Origin of the sequence: Desulfosarcina variabilis str. Montpellier, assembly GCF_048565275.1 — a bacterium.
GTDB classification, from domain to species: domain Bacteria; phylum Desulfobacterota; class Desulfobacteria; order Desulfobacterales; family Desulfosarcinaceae; genus Desulfosarcina; species Desulfosarcina variabilis.
This window is the reverse complement of record NZ_CP159846.1, coordinates 1,566,117-1,584,074: the sequence shown is the minus strand read 5'-3', so window position 1 is coordinate 1,584,074 and position 17,958 is coordinate 1,566,117. Positions and strand designations below refer to the sequence as shown.

Annotated in this window: 19 protein-coding genes; 10 read left to right on the top strand and 9 right to left on the bottom strand. The window is 51.0% G+C overall.

What is annotated here, in order from left to right:
* Positions 1–61: 61 nt before the first annotated feature.
* A complete protein-coding gene (locus Dvar_RS06980; RefSeq protein ID WP_419660982.1) occupies positions 62–256 on the bottom strand; it encodes a hypothetical protein in 195 nt (64 codons plus the stop codon).
* Between the two features lie 23 nt (positions 257–279).
* On the bottom strand, positions 280–807 hold the full coding sequence (locus Dvar_RS06975; protein WP_419660981.1) for a rhodanese-like domain-containing protein: 528 nt from the start codon (positions 805–807) through the stop codon (positions 280–282).
* Positions 808–1,361: 554 nt separating this feature from the next.
* Between Dvar_RS06975 and Dvar_RS06970 the strand changes: the two genes are divergently transcribed.
* A complete protein-coding gene (locus Dvar_RS06970; protein WP_419660980.1) occupies positions 1,362–1,595 on the top strand; it encodes a hypothetical protein in 234 nt (77 codons plus the stop codon).
* A 58-nt stretch (positions 1,596–1,653) separates the two neighbouring features.
* On the opposite strand, the gene istB is transcribed toward Dvar_RS06970, so the two are convergent.
* Complete coding sequence (istB, locus tag Dvar_RS06965; RefSeq protein WP_419659188.1) at positions 1,654–2,412, bottom strand: IS21-like element helper ATPase IstB; 759 nt, start codon at positions 2,410–2,412, stop codon at positions 1,654–1,656.
* A gap of 2 nt (positions 2,413–2,414) precedes the next feature.
* Positions 2,415–3,968, bottom strand: a complete 1,554-nt coding sequence (istA, locus tag Dvar_RS06960; RefSeq protein ID WP_419660979.1) for an IS21 family transposase — start codon at positions 3,966–3,968, stop codon at positions 2,415–2,417.
* 112 nt (positions 3,969–4,080) lie between these two features.
* On the opposite strand from istA, the gene Dvar_RS06955 reads away from it, so the two are divergent.
* The 5 genes from Dvar_RS06955 (at position 4,081) to Dvar_RS06935 (ending at position 7,368) form a co-directional block, all read left to right on the top strand.
* Positions 4,081–4,911, top strand: coding sequence for a TonB-dependent receptor (locus Dvar_RS06955; RefSeq protein WP_419660978.1), 831 nt, complete (start codon positions 4,081–4,083; stop codon positions 4,909–4,911).
* A complete protein-coding gene (locus Dvar_RS06950; protein WP_419664080.1) occupies positions 4,881–5,198 on the top strand; it encodes a TonB-dependent receptor domain-containing protein in 318 nt (105 codons plus the stop codon). The genes Dvar_RS06955 and Dvar_RS06950 overlap by 31 nt, the downstream gene beginning before the upstream one ends.
* Positions 5,199–5,282: 84 nt before the next feature.
* Entirely contained in the window at positions 5,283–6,098 is an 816-nt protein-coding gene (locus Dvar_RS06945; protein ID WP_419660977.1) for an SAM-dependent methyltransferase, read from the top strand.
* A 32-nt stretch (positions 6,099–6,130) separates the two neighbouring features.
* Positions 6,131–6,865 carry a DUF4198 domain-containing protein gene (locus tag Dvar_RS06940; protein WP_419660976.1) on the top strand — a complete coding sequence of 245 codons (735 nt, stop codon included), beginning with the start codon at positions 6,131–6,133 and terminating at the stop codon, positions 6,863–6,865.
* The gene (locus Dvar_RS06935; protein ID WP_419660975.1) at positions 6,865–7,368 is read left to right on the top strand and encodes a hypothetical protein; all 504 of its coding nucleotides are present in this window, start codon (positions 6,865–6,867) and stop codon (positions 7,366–7,368) included. Before Dvar_RS06940 ends, Dvar_RS06935 begins: the two co-directional genes overlap by 1 nt.
* 36 nt (positions 7,369–7,404) lie before the next feature.
* Here Dvar_RS06935 and Dvar_RS06930 read toward each other — a convergent pair whose 3' ends face one another.
* The gene (locus Dvar_RS06930; RefSeq protein WP_419660974.1) at positions 7,405–7,857 is read right to left on the bottom strand and encodes an arsenate reductase ArsC; all 453 of its coding nucleotides are present in this window, start codon (positions 7,855–7,857) and stop codon (positions 7,405–7,407) included.
* 170 nt (positions 7,858–8,027) lie between these two features.
* On the opposite strand from Dvar_RS06930, the gene Dvar_RS06925 reads away from it, so the two are divergent.
* Genes Dvar_RS06925 through Dvar_RS06915 form a run of 3 tightly spaced genes read left to right on the top strand, consistent with a single transcriptional unit; the run spans position 8,028 to position 10,024 of the window.
* The gene (locus tag Dvar_RS06925) at positions 8,028–8,810 is read left to right on the top strand and encodes a metalloregulator ArsR/SmtB family transcription factor (protein ID WP_419660973.1); all 783 of its coding nucleotides are present in this window, start codon (positions 8,028–8,030) and stop codon (positions 8,808–8,810) included.
* Positions 8,807–9,229, top strand: coding sequence for an arsenate reductase ArsC (locus Dvar_RS06920; protein WP_419660972.1), 423 nt, complete (start codon positions 8,807–8,809; stop codon positions 9,227–9,229). Before Dvar_RS06925 ends, Dvar_RS06920 begins: the two co-directional genes overlap by 4 nt.
* 51 nt (positions 9,230–9,280) lie before the next feature.
* On the top strand, positions 9,281–10,024 hold the full coding sequence (locus Dvar_RS06915; protein ID WP_419660971.1) for an arsenic resistance protein: 744 nt from the start codon (positions 9,281–9,283) through the stop codon (positions 10,022–10,024).
* A 15-nt stretch (positions 10,025–10,039) separates the two neighbouring features.
* Here Dvar_RS06915 and Dvar_RS06910 read toward each other — a convergent pair whose 3' ends face one another.
* The gene (locus tag Dvar_RS06910) at positions 10,040–10,441 is read right to left on the bottom strand and encodes a hypothetical protein (RefSeq protein WP_419660970.1); all 402 of its coding nucleotides are present in this window, start codon (positions 10,439–10,441) and stop codon (positions 10,040–10,042) included.
* 135 nt (positions 10,442–10,576) lie between these two features.
* Between Dvar_RS06910 and Dvar_RS06905 the strand changes: the two genes are divergently transcribed.
* Complete coding sequence (locus Dvar_RS06905; RefSeq protein WP_419660969.1) at positions 10,577–12,661, top strand: molybdopterin-containing oxidoreductase family protein; 2,085 nt, start codon at positions 10,577–10,579, stop codon at positions 12,659–12,661.
* A gap of 18 nt (positions 12,662–12,679) precedes the next feature.
* On the opposite strand, the gene Dvar_RS06900 is transcribed toward Dvar_RS06905, so the two are convergent.
* From Dvar_RS06900 to Dvar_RS06890, 3 genes are all read right to left on the bottom strand, one after another.
* On the bottom strand, positions 12,680–15,826 hold the full coding sequence (locus Dvar_RS06900) for a sigma 54-interacting transcriptional regulator (protein WP_419660968.1): 3,147 nt from the start codon (positions 15,824–15,826) through the stop codon (positions 12,680–12,682).
* 200 nt (positions 15,827–16,026) lie between these two features.
* The gene (locus Dvar_RS06895) at positions 16,027–17,325 is read right to left on the bottom strand and encodes a TRAP transporter large permease (RefSeq protein ID WP_419660967.1); all 1,299 of its coding nucleotides are present in this window, start codon (positions 17,323–17,325) and stop codon (positions 16,027–16,029) included.
* A complete protein-coding gene (locus Dvar_RS06890; RefSeq protein WP_419660966.1) occupies positions 17,325–17,825 on the bottom strand; it encodes a TRAP transporter small permease in 501 nt (166 codons plus the stop codon). Before Dvar_RS06890 ends, Dvar_RS06895 begins: the two co-directional genes overlap by 1 nt.
* Positions 17,826–17,958: the final 133 nt, after the last annotated feature.

Here is a 17,958-nt window from a genome sequence, read left to right as displayed (position 1 = left end):
TCAATGCCAGCTTTCCACCAAGGATTCCCCCAACAATGGTAATAATCGCCAAGGAAATAGCTCATGTCTGAAAAATGATCATCGCAGCGACAGATGCCGAAAAAAGCATAAACTGGCCGGTTGTCGCCGCCTCATGCATGGGAACACCGGCGATCGCCAGAATCACGACATAAAAATTACCGCCCCCCTTGCCGACCATGGTCATGGCATCAGCGACAATGAAGATGAGGGAACCGGTGATAATCAAATTGGTCATTTAAGAATTCCTCGAATCCTCGATCATTTTTTACCTTGAAGCGCCTTCAGCACCGGCCCAGGCTTCAACGCCTCCGTCAGATCGGCATATCCACCATCGATAATGCGAACGTCCGACAATCCCTTTGAAAGCAAATAAGCATAGACAATAGCCGATCTGACGTTTGCCGGACAAAATACGCCGACCGGTTTATCGTTCGGGACTTCGTTAAGCCTATCCGGGATCTCATGGACCGGTATATTTTTGGATTCTATGTTGGGGTGCGATTTCATGGCGATTGAAATAGAATCAGCTTCTTCTTTGGATCGAACATCCAGCAAAAAACCATTTTCCATTTCGAAAAATTTATTGGGTGATATTTTGTGCTTCCCTTTACCAAAAAAATCCAATGTGAGCTTTCTGAGCACTTGTTCCATGTTTTTCTCCAATTCTTGTCTGATTTTCGCGAATAACCACCCTCTCCATATCATTCTAATCCGAATGCTTCCAGACAAATGGCTTTTAAAACAGCAGGTTTCCCCAAAGTCAATGATGTAAGTGGACTTGAGCATGCATGTCGGCTTAAAGACTTACAGACAAATACAAATGACGTTATCAACGACTGGGTGACCCAGGCCAATATAGCTGCGGCTGAAGATGAAGCGTGAGATCAACCGGGTTTGGGATAGCCGCGATGATATCACACCGCGATACGAAGGTATGCCACGGCCCCAATAGATCCAGATATTAAAATGCCTGCCCAAGACCAATTGCCGTGAATAAAGAAGGACTTCATAGAGACAACCTATTGTTATTGTTTGCTTAATATATTTATTGGCGATAATAGAAACACCTTGACTTATGAGCAAAAACTCGATAAGAAGTTCTTCCAATTTGCAGCCGAAGCTGCCCACCATAACTTAAAGAAAAATCAACTGAAGCGAATCAAATATTCTGCCTTGTAGGCTAGGATATACAAAAATTGCCGGAGATAAAGGACCACGAAGGTTTGTTCTCCCCTGTGGGAGAAATAGCTTCGTGGTTTTTTATTTTCCATGGCAAGGTCTAACCCGCGAATAAGTGCTGAAACCACACATTCCAAATGTTGCGGATAAGGAGGCGTCAGATGAAGCGTTGGATGTTTTTTGTATGGATTGGGATGATTGTCCAGCTCATCAACCCCGTCACGGGGATTCGTGCTGAAGAGACACCCGGTTACTACAAGCTCGACGAAGTTGTCATCTCGGCCACACGTTCGGAAACCTCGGTTTATGATGCGCCCCAGAGCGTTACTGCGTATTCCGCTCAAACTGACCAGTCATTCCGGAGGATAGTGACCACGCATTCCGCTCCAAAGTGACCACTTGTTCCGCTGCATTGTGACCACTTGATCGGAGCGAAGCGACGCTGGTTTTTTCCTACCTTTCAGACTTGGTTGATTTCGTCAAGGACGAGCGGATTTTTCGCATGGATTCTCCTTTCAAATTTATTCTGTGGGCGTTGTGAACCAGACGATCCAAAATCGCATCGGCCAGGGTTGGATCGCCGATGTTTTCGATCCAGTTCTCGACGGGGACCTGGGTGGCAATTATTGTGGAAGATATGCCTTGGCGGTCTTCCAACACCTCCAGCAGATCCCGTCGTTCCGGGTCACTCATTGATGCGATGCAAAAGTCATCGATGATCAACACTTTGATCTTTAACAATTTGTTCATCAGCTTCGGATAAGATCCGTCGGCTCTGGCAATGGCGATTTCCTGGTATAATCGTGGAGCCCGTTTGAACATAGCTGGATAACCGCTACGACAGGCGCTGTTGGCAATGGCACACGCCAGGTAGGTTTTGCCGACCCCGGTAGGACCGAGGATGATGACGTTCTGGGCATTTTTGATCCAATCGCTGCCGGTCAGTCTCAAAACCAACGATTTATCCAAAGCCCGGGGTGTCTTAAAATCGATGTTCTCGATACAGGCGCCGTCTTTGAGTTTAGCGGTCCTCAGCAGTCGTGTCATTCGGCGGTCTTCTTTGAAGGTCCACTGTCGATCCACCAGCATGGCAAACCGGTCTTCAAAGCTCAGGTCCCCCAAATCCGGTTGCGCCATCTGCTGAGAAAAGGCTTCGGCCATGGCGGTCAGTTTCATATCGTATAATTTATCCAGTGTTTGCTGAGTCATCATGATTAATTCTCCTTTTTGTTGTAATAGCGTGAGCCTCTGATATTGGGATGAGAGATGCTACGGCTTTTGGTCTGTTGAATCAGCGGTGTCTGGTCGAGCCCGTTTTTGAGGATGGATTCGACATTCTTAAATGTGTAGGCACCGATGGCCACCGCTCGTTCACAGGCCTTTTCCAGTCGCTGGGGACTATAGCGTTTGCCCAGACGCATCACGCCAAGACAAGACCTGAAGCCTTGTTCCGGATGCTTTTTGCGCTGCATGATTTCCGTGACCAGGTGTTGTGTACACGGTCCGGTCTTACCCGCCCAGTTGATGATTCGGGAAGGTGTCCATTCCAGGTATTTCTGGTGGGTTTTGGGCATGTGCTCCGGTAACGTCGAATAATGGTATTTCCGGTGACTTTTCAGATGGCTGGCCACACGCCGGTTTTTATGAAAGACCGTAACCGTAGTGGCGGTGCTGCTTACATCGAGTTTCTTTCCCCTGAGTTGATAAGGAACGCTGTAATAGTGATGATCCACTTCGACATGGTAATCGATATTTACGGTCGCCTTTTTCCATTGGGCAAACTCGTATCGATGGGCAGGCAAAGGGGCCAGCGCCGGTTTGTCGATGGTTTCAAAAAGGTGCTGACGAGAGGCTTTCATCTTTTGTAGTGGACGCTGATTGAATATCATCAACTTCTCATAGATGGCCTTGTTCAGTTCAGCCAACGAGAAGAATCGATGGTTTCTTAACGCCGCCAATATCCAGCGCTCGACGATCAAAACAGATGACTCTACCTTGGCTTTGTCTTTGGGTTTTCCGGGCCTGGTGGGAATGACCGTGGTGCCATAGTGGTTGGCCAAATCCGTGTAGGTCGGGTTGACATCCGGTTCGTAGCGGCAGGGATGGGTAACACCGCTTTTCAGATTGTCGGGCACCAAAATCTGTGGGACGCCGCCGAAGAACTCCAGGGCGCGGATGTGTGACTTTATCCAGTCCGGCAATGTCTGGGATGCGGTGGCCTCGGTGTAGCTGAAGTTGCTGGCGCCTAAAGTGGCGATAAAGATTTGGGCCTCCAGCTCAACCTTTCCCGTTTCGGGATTGATGATGGACACCGTCTGTCCGGCATAATCGATAAACAGTTTCTCGCCGGCCAGGTGTTCCTGGCGCATACTGATATCGAGGCCCTTGCGCCATTTTTGGTATAGTTCGCAAAAATAACTGTATTGGTAGCCCTCTGGATTGTCCTGTTTGTATTCGTACCACAGTAGCTGCAAGGTGACGTATTTCCTTTTGAGCTCCTTAAACAGGTATTCCATTTGCGGCATGACCGGTTTCTGGGAATCCGGCCGCGGGACCTTTTGGTAAAGACGCTGCTCTAATTGGCTATCATCGATATCATCAGGCAGTGGCCAGGTGATATCGGCATTTTCGGCAAGTGTCAGATACTTTCCCACAGTGACATGGGACATGGCACAGCTTTTGGCAATTTTACGGTTGGTCAGCCCGTGTTCGAATTTGAGCCGTAATACCTCTTTGAATTTTCGCATGGATAATCGATCCTTTGCCATCAATCCCCCTCACGGATAAAAATGAGGAGGATTATCGTTAAAAGGCCAATTGATCCAGCGTCGAATCGCTCCCGGAAAAAGTGGTCACAATCCAGCGGAATGGGTGGTCACTATGTTCCGGAATCGGTGGACAGTTTGCTCCGGAATGGGTGGTCACAATGGAGCGGAATGGCTGGACAGTTTCCAGCGGAATGAGTGGTCACTTTGCGGCGGAATACGCAGCGTTACCGTGGTTTCGGAAGAGGAAATCATGGATTCGCCATTTGAAAGAATCGAAGATATCCTCAGGTATACCGTTGGATTCCAGAACTTCAGTCATTACGGGACACAGACTGGTGGCGTATCCAGTCACTTTTCACTGAGAGGGGTTGGCCGTAACCGCACGCTGATGTTGCTTGATGGCGTTCCGCTTAATGATAATTTCAGCAATTCGATTGCATGGGTGGCGTGGGGCCTGATCCCCAAAGAGAGTATCGCACGAATCGAAATCGTGCGTGGACCGACATCGGCCGCCTATGGCTCGGAGGCCTTGGGTGGCGTCGTCCACATCATTACCAAAAAGCCAGCGCAGAAGCGGGAAACCAGTCTCAAATTGACTGCAGGATCCGAAGATACCTATGGCGGTACGGCTATTCACTCCCAAACCATATCCCGTTTCGGATATCTCTTATCTGGCGGTTATGAAGAAAGCGATGGGTTCTACATGGTGGACCCCGAGCAAATTGAAGAATACACCGTAAGGCGCTACCGGGAGGTCGGCAAAGGGCTGGGCAAAATGACCTATGCCTTGGGCGATCGTACCGATCTGTCGTTAAGCGCGCTTTACTATCAACATGAAATGGGCAAGGGGCGTGAGTATTTTTATGACGATCTGCAAATGGATCAGTATCGCATCGGGCTGACCAATCCGAAATCGCCAAGGACGAGGAAAATCCGGAATTAGAAGGAAAATACCTTTCGGGAGAGCCTCAGCATAAATACAGGGCCGGTCTGACGTATCGAAATTCCGACTTGATCAACGCATCGATTGCGTTCAGATACAATGTCGATGAATATGCGGATTCCGAAAACACTGAAACGGTCCCCGACTACATGCCCCTTGACCTGTCCGTCTGGAGAACCTTCTTTGACAGGCTTACCCTGCGCCTGAATGTGGAAAACGTTACGGATGAAGACGAGTATATCGAGGATGGGACATTTTATTACGGGTCGGTCCAGATCGATTTTTAACTAGTGCCCATCCAGAAATGGCCAATTTGCCCGATATCAGCGTTGCCCGAAAAATTTTACCACCGACCACTGATGATTGTTTGGATGGGTTTGCTTTTCACCATTGGATTTGCGCTGCCAGCGGGAGCCGAAGCGTTGGGCAAGCTGTACGTGGTCGGCATCGGACCGGCGGGACCCGATTTAAGCGCCCCAAGAGCGCTGACAATAATCAAAAAAGCGGATTTTTTGCTTTGTTCTCCGCGCTTACCAGAGCGTTTCAATAAATTTAAAGAATATATCGACCCTTCAAAAGTAGCTTTCAATCCCTGGGAGAACGTCTTTGACAATGACGCCAAGAATAAGGACCCGAAATCTCGTGTGTCCGCTCGCGAAGCGCAAAGAAAAAAAGTTCAGAATTTCGTTCTGGAAAAGATCAAGCAGGGAAAAACCGTTGCCATGATTGACGGGGGAGATGCCTGCGTGTACGGCCCCACATTGGGCCGTCTGCTTGTTGGGCTGGATGATCGCTACTATGAAGTCATTCCCGGCATGGGTGCATTCAATGCCGCTGCAGCGGCCCTGAAACGATCGGTGACATGCGAGGGATCACAATTCGTTTTGCTCACTTCCCCCCGATCGCTGTTCGGGAAGGAACATGGTTCAAGCGATGACATTCTCAAGGATCTGTCCAAGTACAAGTCGACGATGGTGTTTTACATGTCCTTGCGAAATCTTAAGGAGTTGACTGCAAACATGAGTCCCCACTTCCCTTCCGATCTTCCGGTGGCCGTTGTTTACTATGCCGGCTACGCAGATAAAGAACACGTATTGCGCAGCACCCTGGCCACAATCGCCACAGACATAAAAAAAATAGATGAAGCATGGCTCGGACTTGTGGTCATTGGCGAATGTATCCGCTAAGGGTGCAGAAAAAAAATAAAGGAGAACGATCCATGCCGTTCCAGTCAACCAGCGTTACTCGACTTGTAGTTGCAGGTATTTCCATGCTCAGTATTCTGATTTCAGCCAGCGTTGTTTTCGGACATCACCTCTGGATTATCCAGGATGGCGATGGATATATGGTGGCCCGTGGCGCGCTGCCGGATCGTTTGGATGCCTATGATCCGACAGCTGTGAAGATGATCAAAGCAGTAGACCGAAACGGCGGTGAGATCCCGATTACGCGGATTGCGGAAAAAGAAAAGGCTTTATTTCGGGCGGAACGTTCGCCGTGCCTGGCGGCCGTTCGCTGCGAGTGGGGTGGCCGGGTCGAAACCACCCGGGGCAAAAAACTGATGACCCGGCAAGAAGCCGAAAAGCAGGGGTTCAAGGTCCTCAAGGCCTTCACATCCACACAGACATCGAAGACGATGTTCGCGGAAACGAGTGCCATCAGCAACCCATTGGGACTGTTCTTCGAGGTGGTGCCGCTCAAGAGCCCCTACCGGCTCGGTCCGGATGAGCCACTGGCGGTGAAGTTGCTTTTTCATGGGGCGCCACTCAAACACGCCGTGGTCTCCCTGAACGATCAAACCCGGACCGAAACGGATGACCAGGGCATTGCCAGGTTTACCGTGAACCAATCGGGCCGGCAGCTGATCGCTGCCAAGCACATCGTGCCGGTCAAGGATAATGCCGAGATCGACCACCTGAAGTTCATGACTTTTTTCATATTCGAGGCAAAGTGATGAAAGCGGTTATTTTATTTTTCGGAGGTCTTGCTCTTCTGTTGATTACTGCCCTGGGACTGCCTGCACAGGCCCATGCCCACGGCACCGGCCACCGGGTCTTAACCGGTGAACGCATGGTGGCATTGGAATTTTACTATTCCGATCAAACCCCCATGCGCTATGCCGAGGCATTGGTGTTCAGCCCCAGGGACGCGGAGGTGGAGCACCAATATGCACGCACCGATCAACACGGCAAGTTTGTTTTTTGCCCCGACGCAGCGGGTCAGTGGGTGGTCAAGGTCAGTGACGGCATGGGGCATGCTGAACAAGCGACCGTCATGGTAAAGCCGGAGGCAGCTTCCGGGCCGACCGCAGCCCCGTCAGTTCCTGCCGCCACCGCCGGTGGTCCAGGTACCATGGAAACGGGGATCAAGGCGGTGGCCGGATTGAGCCTCATTCTCAATGCGTATGTTGTCTTTTATTTCGTTAAGCGGCGACTGTTTGCAAAACCAAGGATTTAACCTAAAACCTATTATATGGAACAAGTCGATCCGGATTCACATCGGAGCCTTAAAAGATATTGAATCCTCTCCCAGATTTTCTAACAACCAACGCTTGATAGCGTCACGAATTTCCCGAACTTTGGAAAGTTTTTCTTTTTCGGAACCTTCTACATTGGCAGGATCTGGAAATGGCATGTACCAACGCTTAGAAATCCCAGGAAAGACCGGACATTTTGACTCAGAATCACTGCAAACGGTAATAACATGGCCATAGAGATTCCCCTTTTTAAACAACTCGAAAACACTTTGCGGCTGGTTTGCCGAGAGGTCGACACCTTCTTCCTTCATCACCTCAACTACCAACGGATTAACCGCGTCGGCAGGTTCCAAGCCTGCACTTTCAACTGAAAATCGTTCCCCAGCCAACATCTTCAGATAGGACTCAGCGATTTGGCTGCGACCGCTGTTGTGTTGACAAATAAAAAGTACGCTTTGTTTCTTTTCCATACCAACCCCCTTAATTTATTCATGAACAGCACATGGTGCCTGCCAACCTGTTAATCCCAACAGATAACTAACACGGAAATAATTTGACTTCGTAGTTTCGCGAAATATAGTAATGGCAATTGAATAATCAATAGACGCCTAAAATATTTGGCTGGTGGGAACTACAAGAAATGAAAAAAAAGGATTCAATTGATCGATGTGTCGAAATAGCAAAAGCGCTATCAGAGGCCATTCGGGTTCGAGTTCTACTGATCACCAAAAATGGCGCCATGAATTTGCAACAATTGGTTGAGATTTATGATCTCGCACCCTCAACATTATCCAAACATCTAAAAATTTTAGAAAATTCAGGACTGCTGGTTTCCAAAAGAGAAGGACGGTGGCGTTATTACAGTTGGCCGCAATCTCCTGTTGATGATGCGGTTAAGAAGGCACTGCTCTGGATTAACAAAGCAAATTCCGATCCCGTTTTGACCACAGACATGGCACGGCGAACCGTCGCCGTTCAAAATAGTCAAGCGCCTCCGCCTAAAGGTACCAGGTCCAGGGTTATTTTTCTTTGCACACACAATTCTTGCCGCAGTCAGATGGCCGAGGCGCTATTAAGGCATCATGGCGGCGATCGATTCGAGGTTTATAGCGCCGGAATTGAACCCCGAAAGGTACCGCCACTCACCCGCGAGGTCATGAGCGAAGCCGGAATTGACATTAGCCACCAACGGTCGAAAAGCGTATTGAAATTTATCGGAAATACATATTTTGACCACCTCATTACCGTTTGCCCCATGGCTGAAAAACACACACCAGTGTTCCCAGGCGTCACCGAGAGACTGCATTGGCCTGAAGAAGATCCTTCGGTATTCCAAGGGAGTCTTGACGAACAAAGAGAAATGTTCCGTATGGTTAGAAATTCTCTGGAAAAAAGAATTGTAGATTGGATCAAATCAAAATGAAAATCCTATTTTTATGCACCGGAAATTCATGCCGCAGCCAAATGGCCGAAGGGTGGACGAATCACCTAAAGGGTGACGTAATCAAATGCCAATCGGCGGGCATCGAACGCCACGGACTCAATCCCATGGCGGTCAAAGCCATGGCCGAAGCGGGGGTAGACATTTCTAAGCACAAATCCAAGCTCGTCGATGATCTTCTCGATGAACAATGGGATTATGTCGTCACCGTTTGCGGCCATGCTCATGAAACCTGTCCGATGTTCCCAGGAAGAGCCAAGATCGTACATGTGGGATTTGACGATCCCCCGGCACTGGCCAAAAACGAATCCACCGAGGAAACGGCCATGGTTCACTACCGCCGGGTGCGCGATGAAATCCGTGCATTTGTGGAATCCTTACCGGAATCCTTGCTAAATTAACCAATATTCGGGCTGGATTTGTCGGTGGGTGCAACCCATGGGGCCGGAACCGTGGTCCTGATCGACGGCATCAAGATGCTTGCAGTCCCATTGTGGCGCAGCTATCTTGCCGGGTGTATTCTTCTGGGGATCGCGCCTTGCACGGCTATGGTGCTGGTGTGGGGATACCTGTCACGGGGCAACGACGGCCTCACCCTGGTGATGGTAGCCATCAATTCGCTGACCATGCTGCTGCTCTACGGCGTGCTGGGCGGTTTTCTTCTTGGTGTCGGAAGGCTTCCCGTCCCCTGGCAGGCACTGCTTCTTTCCATCGGCATCTACGTCGCCCTTCCATTGTTTGCCGGTTATCTTTCGCGCCGCTGGATTATTTCTGCCAAAGGAGAAGCGTGGTTTAAAGCGCGCTTCCTGCACGTGCTTACCCCCATAACTATCATTGCCCTTCTGATCACACTCGTGCTGCTCTTCTCTTTCAAAGGAGAGGTCATTCTGGGCAATCCGCTGACCATCCTCTGGATCGCCGTACCGCTGTTCATTCAGACAGTGCTTATTTTCTGCCTGGGATATGCGTTGGCAAAATTCCTCAAACTGCGATACGAGGACGCGGCTCCAGCAGCCATGATCGGTGCGTCGAACCACTTCGAAGTTGCCATTGCCACATCGACCATGCTCTTTGGGTTGAGTTCCGGAGCAGCTCTGGCGACGGTTGTAGGCGTCCTCATCGAAGTTCCGGTCATGCTCATGCTCGTTAAAATTTGTCTGAATACGCAATCGTGGTTCCATCATGAAGCCAATTGAACCTGATTGCGCGTCTTATCCTCCGGCCAGCATGACGGTGATATAGACATCATCTCCATCCGCAACCGGCTTTTTCAGTTGATCCGGACAGGCACTTTCCGTGTTGAGGGCGGCGCATGTGTTCAGGTGATAGGGCGCAAGCAAAAAATCATTATAATTCATACAATTAGGTATGTTGTATTGACTTTCTTGATTGTTATTAGTAGCCTTATACCAGCGATATACCATAGAAAGATTGCAGTTCTCTTTTTCTTGTCGTAAAGGGCCACATAAAAAGCACTTCAGCGAAAAATGGAAAAGTAATTCCAATGGAGGGGCTAAACAGACACCCCTCCAATCAGTCACGAACGAGACGCGCAGGAACACCTGAACGTTGCAGCCATAGGGTTCATTCTTGTCCACCGGTGTTGCTTTCAAGGAAACTATTTCCGGCAACGGGGCCGTAACATATTCCGTTTGAAAAAAATCTTCAGTACCGACGTCCCGTTGTTGTCGAGCACCATGAGACTCCCTGCAACTTGACCAATAAACCTTTCAGCAGGAGACATACCAATGAGTGAAGAATCCGTTTACAGTGTCTGCGGCATGTGTACGGTGCGTTGCCCCATCCAAGTAACCACCGAAAACGGCAAGGTGAAATTCATTCAAGGCAATCCCCATTTGAAGGGCATCGAAGGCGCCATCTGCGGTCGTGGTGCGGCGGGAACCGCCCTGATCGATGATCACGAACGGCCCCAATATCCCATGATACGCATCGGAGAACGGGGCAGCGGGAATTGGCGCAAGGTGACCTGGGACGAAGCGCTCGATTATGTGGCCGACCGGCTCAAGGAAATCTTTAAGCAATACGGCGCCAGGAGTCTGCTTTTAACCGACAGGGGCGGCCCTTTCCGGGATTTCCACCGCGCCTTTCTCCGTGGAGTCGGCACGCCCAACTATTGCAATCACGACGGCTCCTGCGCCCGAAACGTTCAGCACGCCGCACTGTCTGTGTTTGGCTTCGGCCGCAAGGGAGTAGTCTACGATCTGAGCAACGCCCGACATGTGGTGCTCCAGACGCGCAACCTCTTCGAGGCCATCAACGTCCGTGAAGTCAATGAGCTGATCGAGGCCCTGGAGAAAGGCTGCAAGCTGACGGTAATCGACATCCGGTCAACCATCAGCGCGGCCAAGGCTCACAATTTCTTTCAGATTCGACCGGGTACGGACTATGCCTTCAATCTGGCTGTGATCAACGAACTGATCACCCGCAAATACTACGACTCAGACTACGTAAAACGATATTTCAAGGATTTTAACGAACTGGTAAAATTTGTCCAACCCTATACCCCACAGTGGGCCGCAGAAGAGACCGGCATTCCGGCTGACCGGTTGGTCAATTTCGTCCGGGAACTGGTAAATGACAAGCCGGCGGTGTTGTGGCATCCGGGATGGATGAACGCCAGGTACAAGAACTCTTTTTACATGTCCCGCAGCATCTATATCATTAACGCCCTTCTGGGGTCAGTCGGCGCCAAAGGCGGCCTGCCGCTGGTCAACAAACCCGGCGACTACGACCACAAGGGGCTCAACAAACTCATGGATCTTTACGAGAAGCCCACCGAAAAGCGTGCCGACGGCGCCGGCTGGAAATATCCCCACTTCGAGTCCGGGCCGGGCATCACGCATCTGGCGTTCAAGGCCATTGAAACCGAGGATCCCTATCCACTCAAAGCTTACATCGCCTACCGGCACGACCCCCTCATGGGGTTTCCGGACCCCGAGCGCCTGAAGAAGGTTTTCGACAAGCTGGACCTCATGGTGTCCATTACCTTTTCCTGGTCTGATACGGCCTGGTATTCCGACGTGGTGCTGCCGCTGTCGCCCTACCTGGAACGGCGGACCGTTATTGCCGCCAAAAACGATTTACTGCCCTACTTTTTTATCCGGCGTCAGGCACTGCCGCCCTCCTACGATACCAAATGCGACTGGGAGATCTTTTCCCAGTTGTCCAAACGGATGGGGCTCGACAAGCTCGTTTTTGATAATGCGGAGGACTTGTGGAATTTCCAGCTCGAAGGAACCGGGGTCAGCCTGTCGGATTTCGACAAAACCGGGTTTGTGCCATTGGGTGACAAGCCCAAATACCGGGATGTAACTCAGCTCGAATTCAAAACCCCTTCGGGCAAAATCGAAATGATCAATGAAACGTTGGAAGGCCAAGGGATTCCATCCCTGAAACCGTACGAATCGCCGGCCGCCCCCAAAGCGGGCCGGTTCCGTTTGACGTTTGGTCGCTGTGCGGTCCACACCCAGGGCCACACCGTCAACAACCCCATCCTCTTCGAACAGATGCCCGAAAACGTTCTGTGGATCAACGACGTGGAGGCCGGCAAACTGGGCATCAAGGACAATGATCTGGTGAATGTCTCCAACGATGGCTATACCGGGCAGATCCGGGCCAAAGTCACCGAAAATATCCATCCGGAAGCCGTCTTTGTGGTCCACGGCTTTGGACACCAATTGCCCGTCGAAAGCCGTGCCTTCGGACATGGACTGGCCGATAATAAATTAATGCCCCATGGCTACGAGATTTACGACATCGCCGGTGGTGGCGTCGCTTTCCAGGAACATTTTGTTTCGGTGGAAAAAGCGTAACAAAAAATATTTCTTAGTTTACGCTGGATCGCTACCAGTCTTGATCCGGTACGCATCCCGTTCAATTCCGAGACGCTTCATTTTCGAATAAAGGGTTGTCGGCTTGACCTCAAGCAGCACCGCTGCGCCGCCGGGGCCGCTGACCTTTCCCCGGCACCGGGACAAGGCACTGATGATATGTTTTGCCTCCATATCCTTCAAAGATAGAATTTTCTTATCATCGGGGCAGGTCCTGGACAAAGATGTATCCAACGGCGGAATGATCAGGCGACCATTGTTGCTGAGCAGCACTGCCCGCTCGATCATATGGCGCAGTTCCCGAATATTGCCCGGCCAAGGGTAATCGATCAGCATCTGCAGATCCCTTTTGGCTATTCGATCAAAGTGTTTGCCGAATTTTTTTCCGAACCGAGTCATGAAATACCGAGCCAGGACGGGAATATCCCCACTGCGTTCACGCAATGGGGGGATATGGATGGGAAACACATTGAGTCGGTAGTAGAAATCCGACCGGAAAAGGCCTTGTTCCACAAGCGTCTCGATGTTTCTGTTGCTGGCCGCCACCAACCGGAAACGGGTTTTCAGGGTCCGGGTTCCCCCTACCCGTTCGAAGGCTTTGGTTTCCAGCACACGGAGCAACTTGGCCTGGATATCCAGGGAAAAGGCGTCTATATCATCCAGGAAAAGGGTCCCTTCACCGGCAAGCTCGAAGCGGCCCTTGCGGGTCTCGGAAGCCCCCGTATACGCGCCTTTTTCATGGCCAAAAAGCTCGCTGGCGATCAACTCCGGGCTCAAGGAAACCACGTTAATCGCGATAAACGGTCCCGACGCACGATTGCTGTTTTGATGGATGGCCTGGGCCACAAGATCCTTGCCGACCCCGGTTTCTCCGGTAATCATGACGGTGGTGTCGGACTTGGCGACTTGGTGAATCAGATTCAGCATCTCCTTGAACGGCTCTGTCCGTCCGATCATATGGGGATGGGGTAGACTGGTTTCAAAGGCTTCCCGGTAAAAATGGGTCTCCGCCTCCAGGGAGCTGTTCAGATCAATGATCTCTTCATAGGCTTTCATATTTTCAAGAGCGACAGCAGCCTGGTTGCTGATGATGTGAAGCAATGAGATTTCGTCTTCCGGCAGCTGCAGCCGGGCAAGCTCGCAGCCCATAAAAATGACGCCCATGACTCTGGCTTTGAGCTGGATGGGAAAGCATGCTGTCCATCCCATCGTATCGAGATTAAACGGTTTTTCCTTTTTGCCAATGGCGGTATTGCTGACCATCTCAGTGCTTGATTCAAAAACCTTTTCAATGATATCCATTTGATCGGCAAACGCCGGTGATTCGAACTCGGCGCTTTCGATGTTGCGGCTGGCGACCATTTCCAGTTTATTATCCTGCTTGAGAAAAATGGCGCCCCGCTCCGCACCGGCAATGCGCATGGCCTGTTTGATGATCTGAGCCAGAAGTGTATCCCGATTGCGAATGGAGCTGAGAGCGTTGCCGACGCTGACCAACGAATCCACCCAAAGCGCATTCTTGGACCTCCGATCGAGATAAGGCTTGAGATCCTTGGGAAAGAGATCGAGGTTGACTCTTGAGAAGACGTCCCAGGCGCTCTTGAGCAGTTTTTCGGCAACGGTAAAATGTTCTTCACGGATCTGCAGTCGCGCCATCAGGATCTGCGCGTGGGCCAATTCGATCTTTGCCCCTGAACGGGTAAGCAGTTCCATGCTTTGCTTTAAATCCGCTTTTATCCGGTCCGGCGAGCGCTTTTCCTTGAATGCCTTGAGCGCCCGGAACCGTAGCGCCACCCCCTGCATGTAGATATCCGGCCATGCAAGCAAACGCTCGATGTCCGACTCAAAATTCCATTCCGGATGGACCATCCCCCGCGCTTCAAGGCCGAGCATGACTTCCAGATTATCCGGTCCCCGGTGATGGGGCGTTCCCAAAGCCAATGCATGTTGATAGGCTTGCTTCTGATAGTCGAAAGCTTTTTCATACTCGCCACGACAGTAGGCGAAATAGGCTCTTTTCCCGTTGCCCGGCCATAGGATGTAATGATCAAGAAAATCCGCCGGGGTTTTAAAGATCTCCTCGAGGAAGGCTTCTCCTTCTTTGATTCTTCCAGCGTCGGTAAGAATAAGCATCAAAATCAGGTTCGCGTGACGTTCCAGGTCCGAAGCGCCAAGTTCTTTTGCCTTCCTGCGAACCGCCCGGATCAACCCAACCCCCCTTGCCGTTTCTCCAGCATTGCCGTATGTCCATCCCAGCCGGACACAGCTTTTCAGGGTTTCGACGTCAGTGGGCAGTTTTTCATGATTGCCGATCACCGATTCGTAGCGTTCAATGGCTTTATTAAGAAATCCCTGCCAGAAATAAAGTTCGCAATTGGCCAAGGCCACTTGAAGACGAACGTCACGGGGAAAGTCATGTTTGGCCAGCATTTTCCAGGCCTGCTCCAAATGCTTGGCGGCGACATCGGACCGGATGGCTTTGATGAACGTCTTGGCAATCAGAACCTGTAGTTTCACCCAGCGCACAGGATCACTGTCAGCGGTACAAAAACGCAATGACTGTTTCAGATAGTTTCTCTGGATATCTTTGGAAAGGGCCGTGTCCCTGCAGGTGCAAAGGCCGATGGTGGCATCAATGAAGTGCGCCCTGTCTTGTGGGTCAAGCGTTGCTGTCTGCATGGTCTCCAAGGCCATGCAGTAGTAGGCGGCAGCGTCTATTGACAAGTTCAGGCCAAGGCAATAGTGGCCCGCGTTGACAATTTCCCTGAAATGCCCCACAGGCAATCCGGAAAGCTGATAAATATGGGCCAGGTGGAGCCATCTTTTGGTATTGTCCGGCAAATATTCGCAGATTCCCTGGATGGCCCGTTCGGCCAGATTGGCCAAAATCGGCCTTGGTATTTTTTCAAGGAAGGCATTGGCGGTGTGAATATCGCTCAGATAGTAATATCCGGCCCCTTTCTCCATGTAACGCAGCAAATAGCCGGAATTGACGAGTTTCTCTACGAGCTGTAAAATTTTTACCGGCGGCTGACCTGAAATGGCGCAAAGAATATCCAATGAAATCGGAGGCGGCAATAGCGACACGAAGGTGTAAATATCCAGATGTTCTTCTTTTTCCGGTAAAAAACCATCAACCGATTTCATAGCCGTTCAAGGTTCCCGGGATCTTAACACGTCCCTATCCGTATTACCAAGCGTTACCACATTTCACGGTAGCGCCGTCATTCAAAGCTATTTTTTACCAGTTGACTTCTATATCAGTGGCTCCTTTGAAAGTAAATGGTTAGCGGCTGTCCAATCAGGGCAGCCGCATTTGGATTTTGGTCTTTGGCATTTTTTCTTCATTACATATGCGAGGGGATAAAGAGCGCAATCTGAGGGAACATGGCGATGAGCGCCATGGCGACCACTGCGGCCAACAGAAACGGCCAGATCCCCTTGAATATGGTCTCCACCTCGATCCCCGGGGCGGCGCCCTTCAAAATGAACACATTGAGCCCGATGGGGGGCGTAATCAACCCGACCTCCAGAACAATCACCATGAGCACGCCGAACCAGATCGGATCGAATTCCAGGGCCTGGATGATCGGAAAGATGATCGGCAGGGTCAGGATCATGATCGAATACACCTCCATCACACATCCCAACAGCAGGTAGGCGATGATGATGGCGAAAAGGATCAGTCCCCGGGGCAGGGGCAGTCCGGTCATGAATTCACTCAGCGTGGTGGGCAGTCCGGTCAGAGCCAGGAAATAGGAAAACACGCTGGCGCCGATGATGATCAAAAAAATAAAGGCCGTCATTTTGCCGGTCTCCGACAGACACAGCGTGAAGGACGACAAGGTCAGTTTGCGCTTGATCAACGAAATACACAATGCGCCAAAGGCACCGATCCCGGCCGCTTCCGTGGGCGTAAAGACACCGGTATAAATCCCGCCGATGACAATGGCGAACAACAGCAGCATGCCCCAAGTGCCGGACAGGGATTTGATTTTTACCGACCAGCTGGCCGCCGGCCCGTGCGGCCCCATGTCCGGTTTGATAAAGCAAAGGGCTAGGATGGCCAGAATGAACAGACTGCTGAGCAGAACCCCTGGCAATAAGCCGGCCATCAACAGCTTGCCGATGGATTGTTCGGTCAGGATGCCGTAGATCACGAAACCGATGCTGGGCGGGATCAGGATCCCCAGGGTGCCGCCGGCGGCCACACAACCGGTGGCCAGGCGCGGGTCGTATTTGTATTTGAGCATTTCCGGGATGGCCACCATCCCCATGGTTGCGCCCGTGGCCAGGGACGAGCCGCTGACAGCAGCGAAAAACGCACAGGCTAGCACCGTGGCCATGGACAGTCCACCGCGCAGGTGCCCCATCCAGTGGTAGACCGTTTTATAGATATCCGTGCTGATGCCGGAAATAAACGCAAATTGCCCCATCAAAATAAACAAAGGAATGACGCTCAAGCCGTATGACTTGCTTTCGTTCATGGGCAACAGGCCCAACAGGTCGACGGCCGGCTCAACGCCGGTGATGAACATGGTGCCGACCAATCCCACCACCATCATCGCCATACCGATATACATGCGCATGGCAAGCAGCGCGAACAAAGACAAAATCCCGATCAAACCGATTAGTTCCGAACTCATTATTTCTCCTGCTCCGCATCTTTTTGCTGCGATCTGAACACATCTTTGAAAAATTCAATACAAAACACCAGACAGCCGATGACCAGAAAAATCGCAAATGGATAATCCGGAATTTTGAGCAGCAGTGATGCTTCGCCGGTGGTTTTGAGCTCAGCGATGCGCTGGGCGCTTTTCCAGGTGACCAGAATCATCACCAGCAGGCAGACGATATGGTTGAATCGTTCACATATCTGCTGCAGCCATGCCGGCAGACGATTGAAAACAATGTCCACATTAATGTGGGCTTTCTGGGACTGCGCAAGCGCGAGAAACGAAAAAACCATAATCAGCATGAGATATTCGGTGATTTCATACGCGCCCAGCACAGGCGCATTGAAAAAGTAACGCCCAAGTACATCCGCGGTGGTCAGCAGCATCATCAACGCCAGGGCGATGTTGCCAATATAGGACAGATAGGTGCTAAGCGACCTTTTCTTTTTTTGTGTGGAAGGTGTTGTCATGGTGGTAGTCCTTTTGCCGTTCCAGACAGGCGGTCCCTTTATCAGTGCAAAAGCCTGAGATGCCCCGTGTCAAGGAATTTTCGATCAACCTTTCCTTGAGAGCCTGTTTGATAAATCCGTCTAAGGCCCGCTA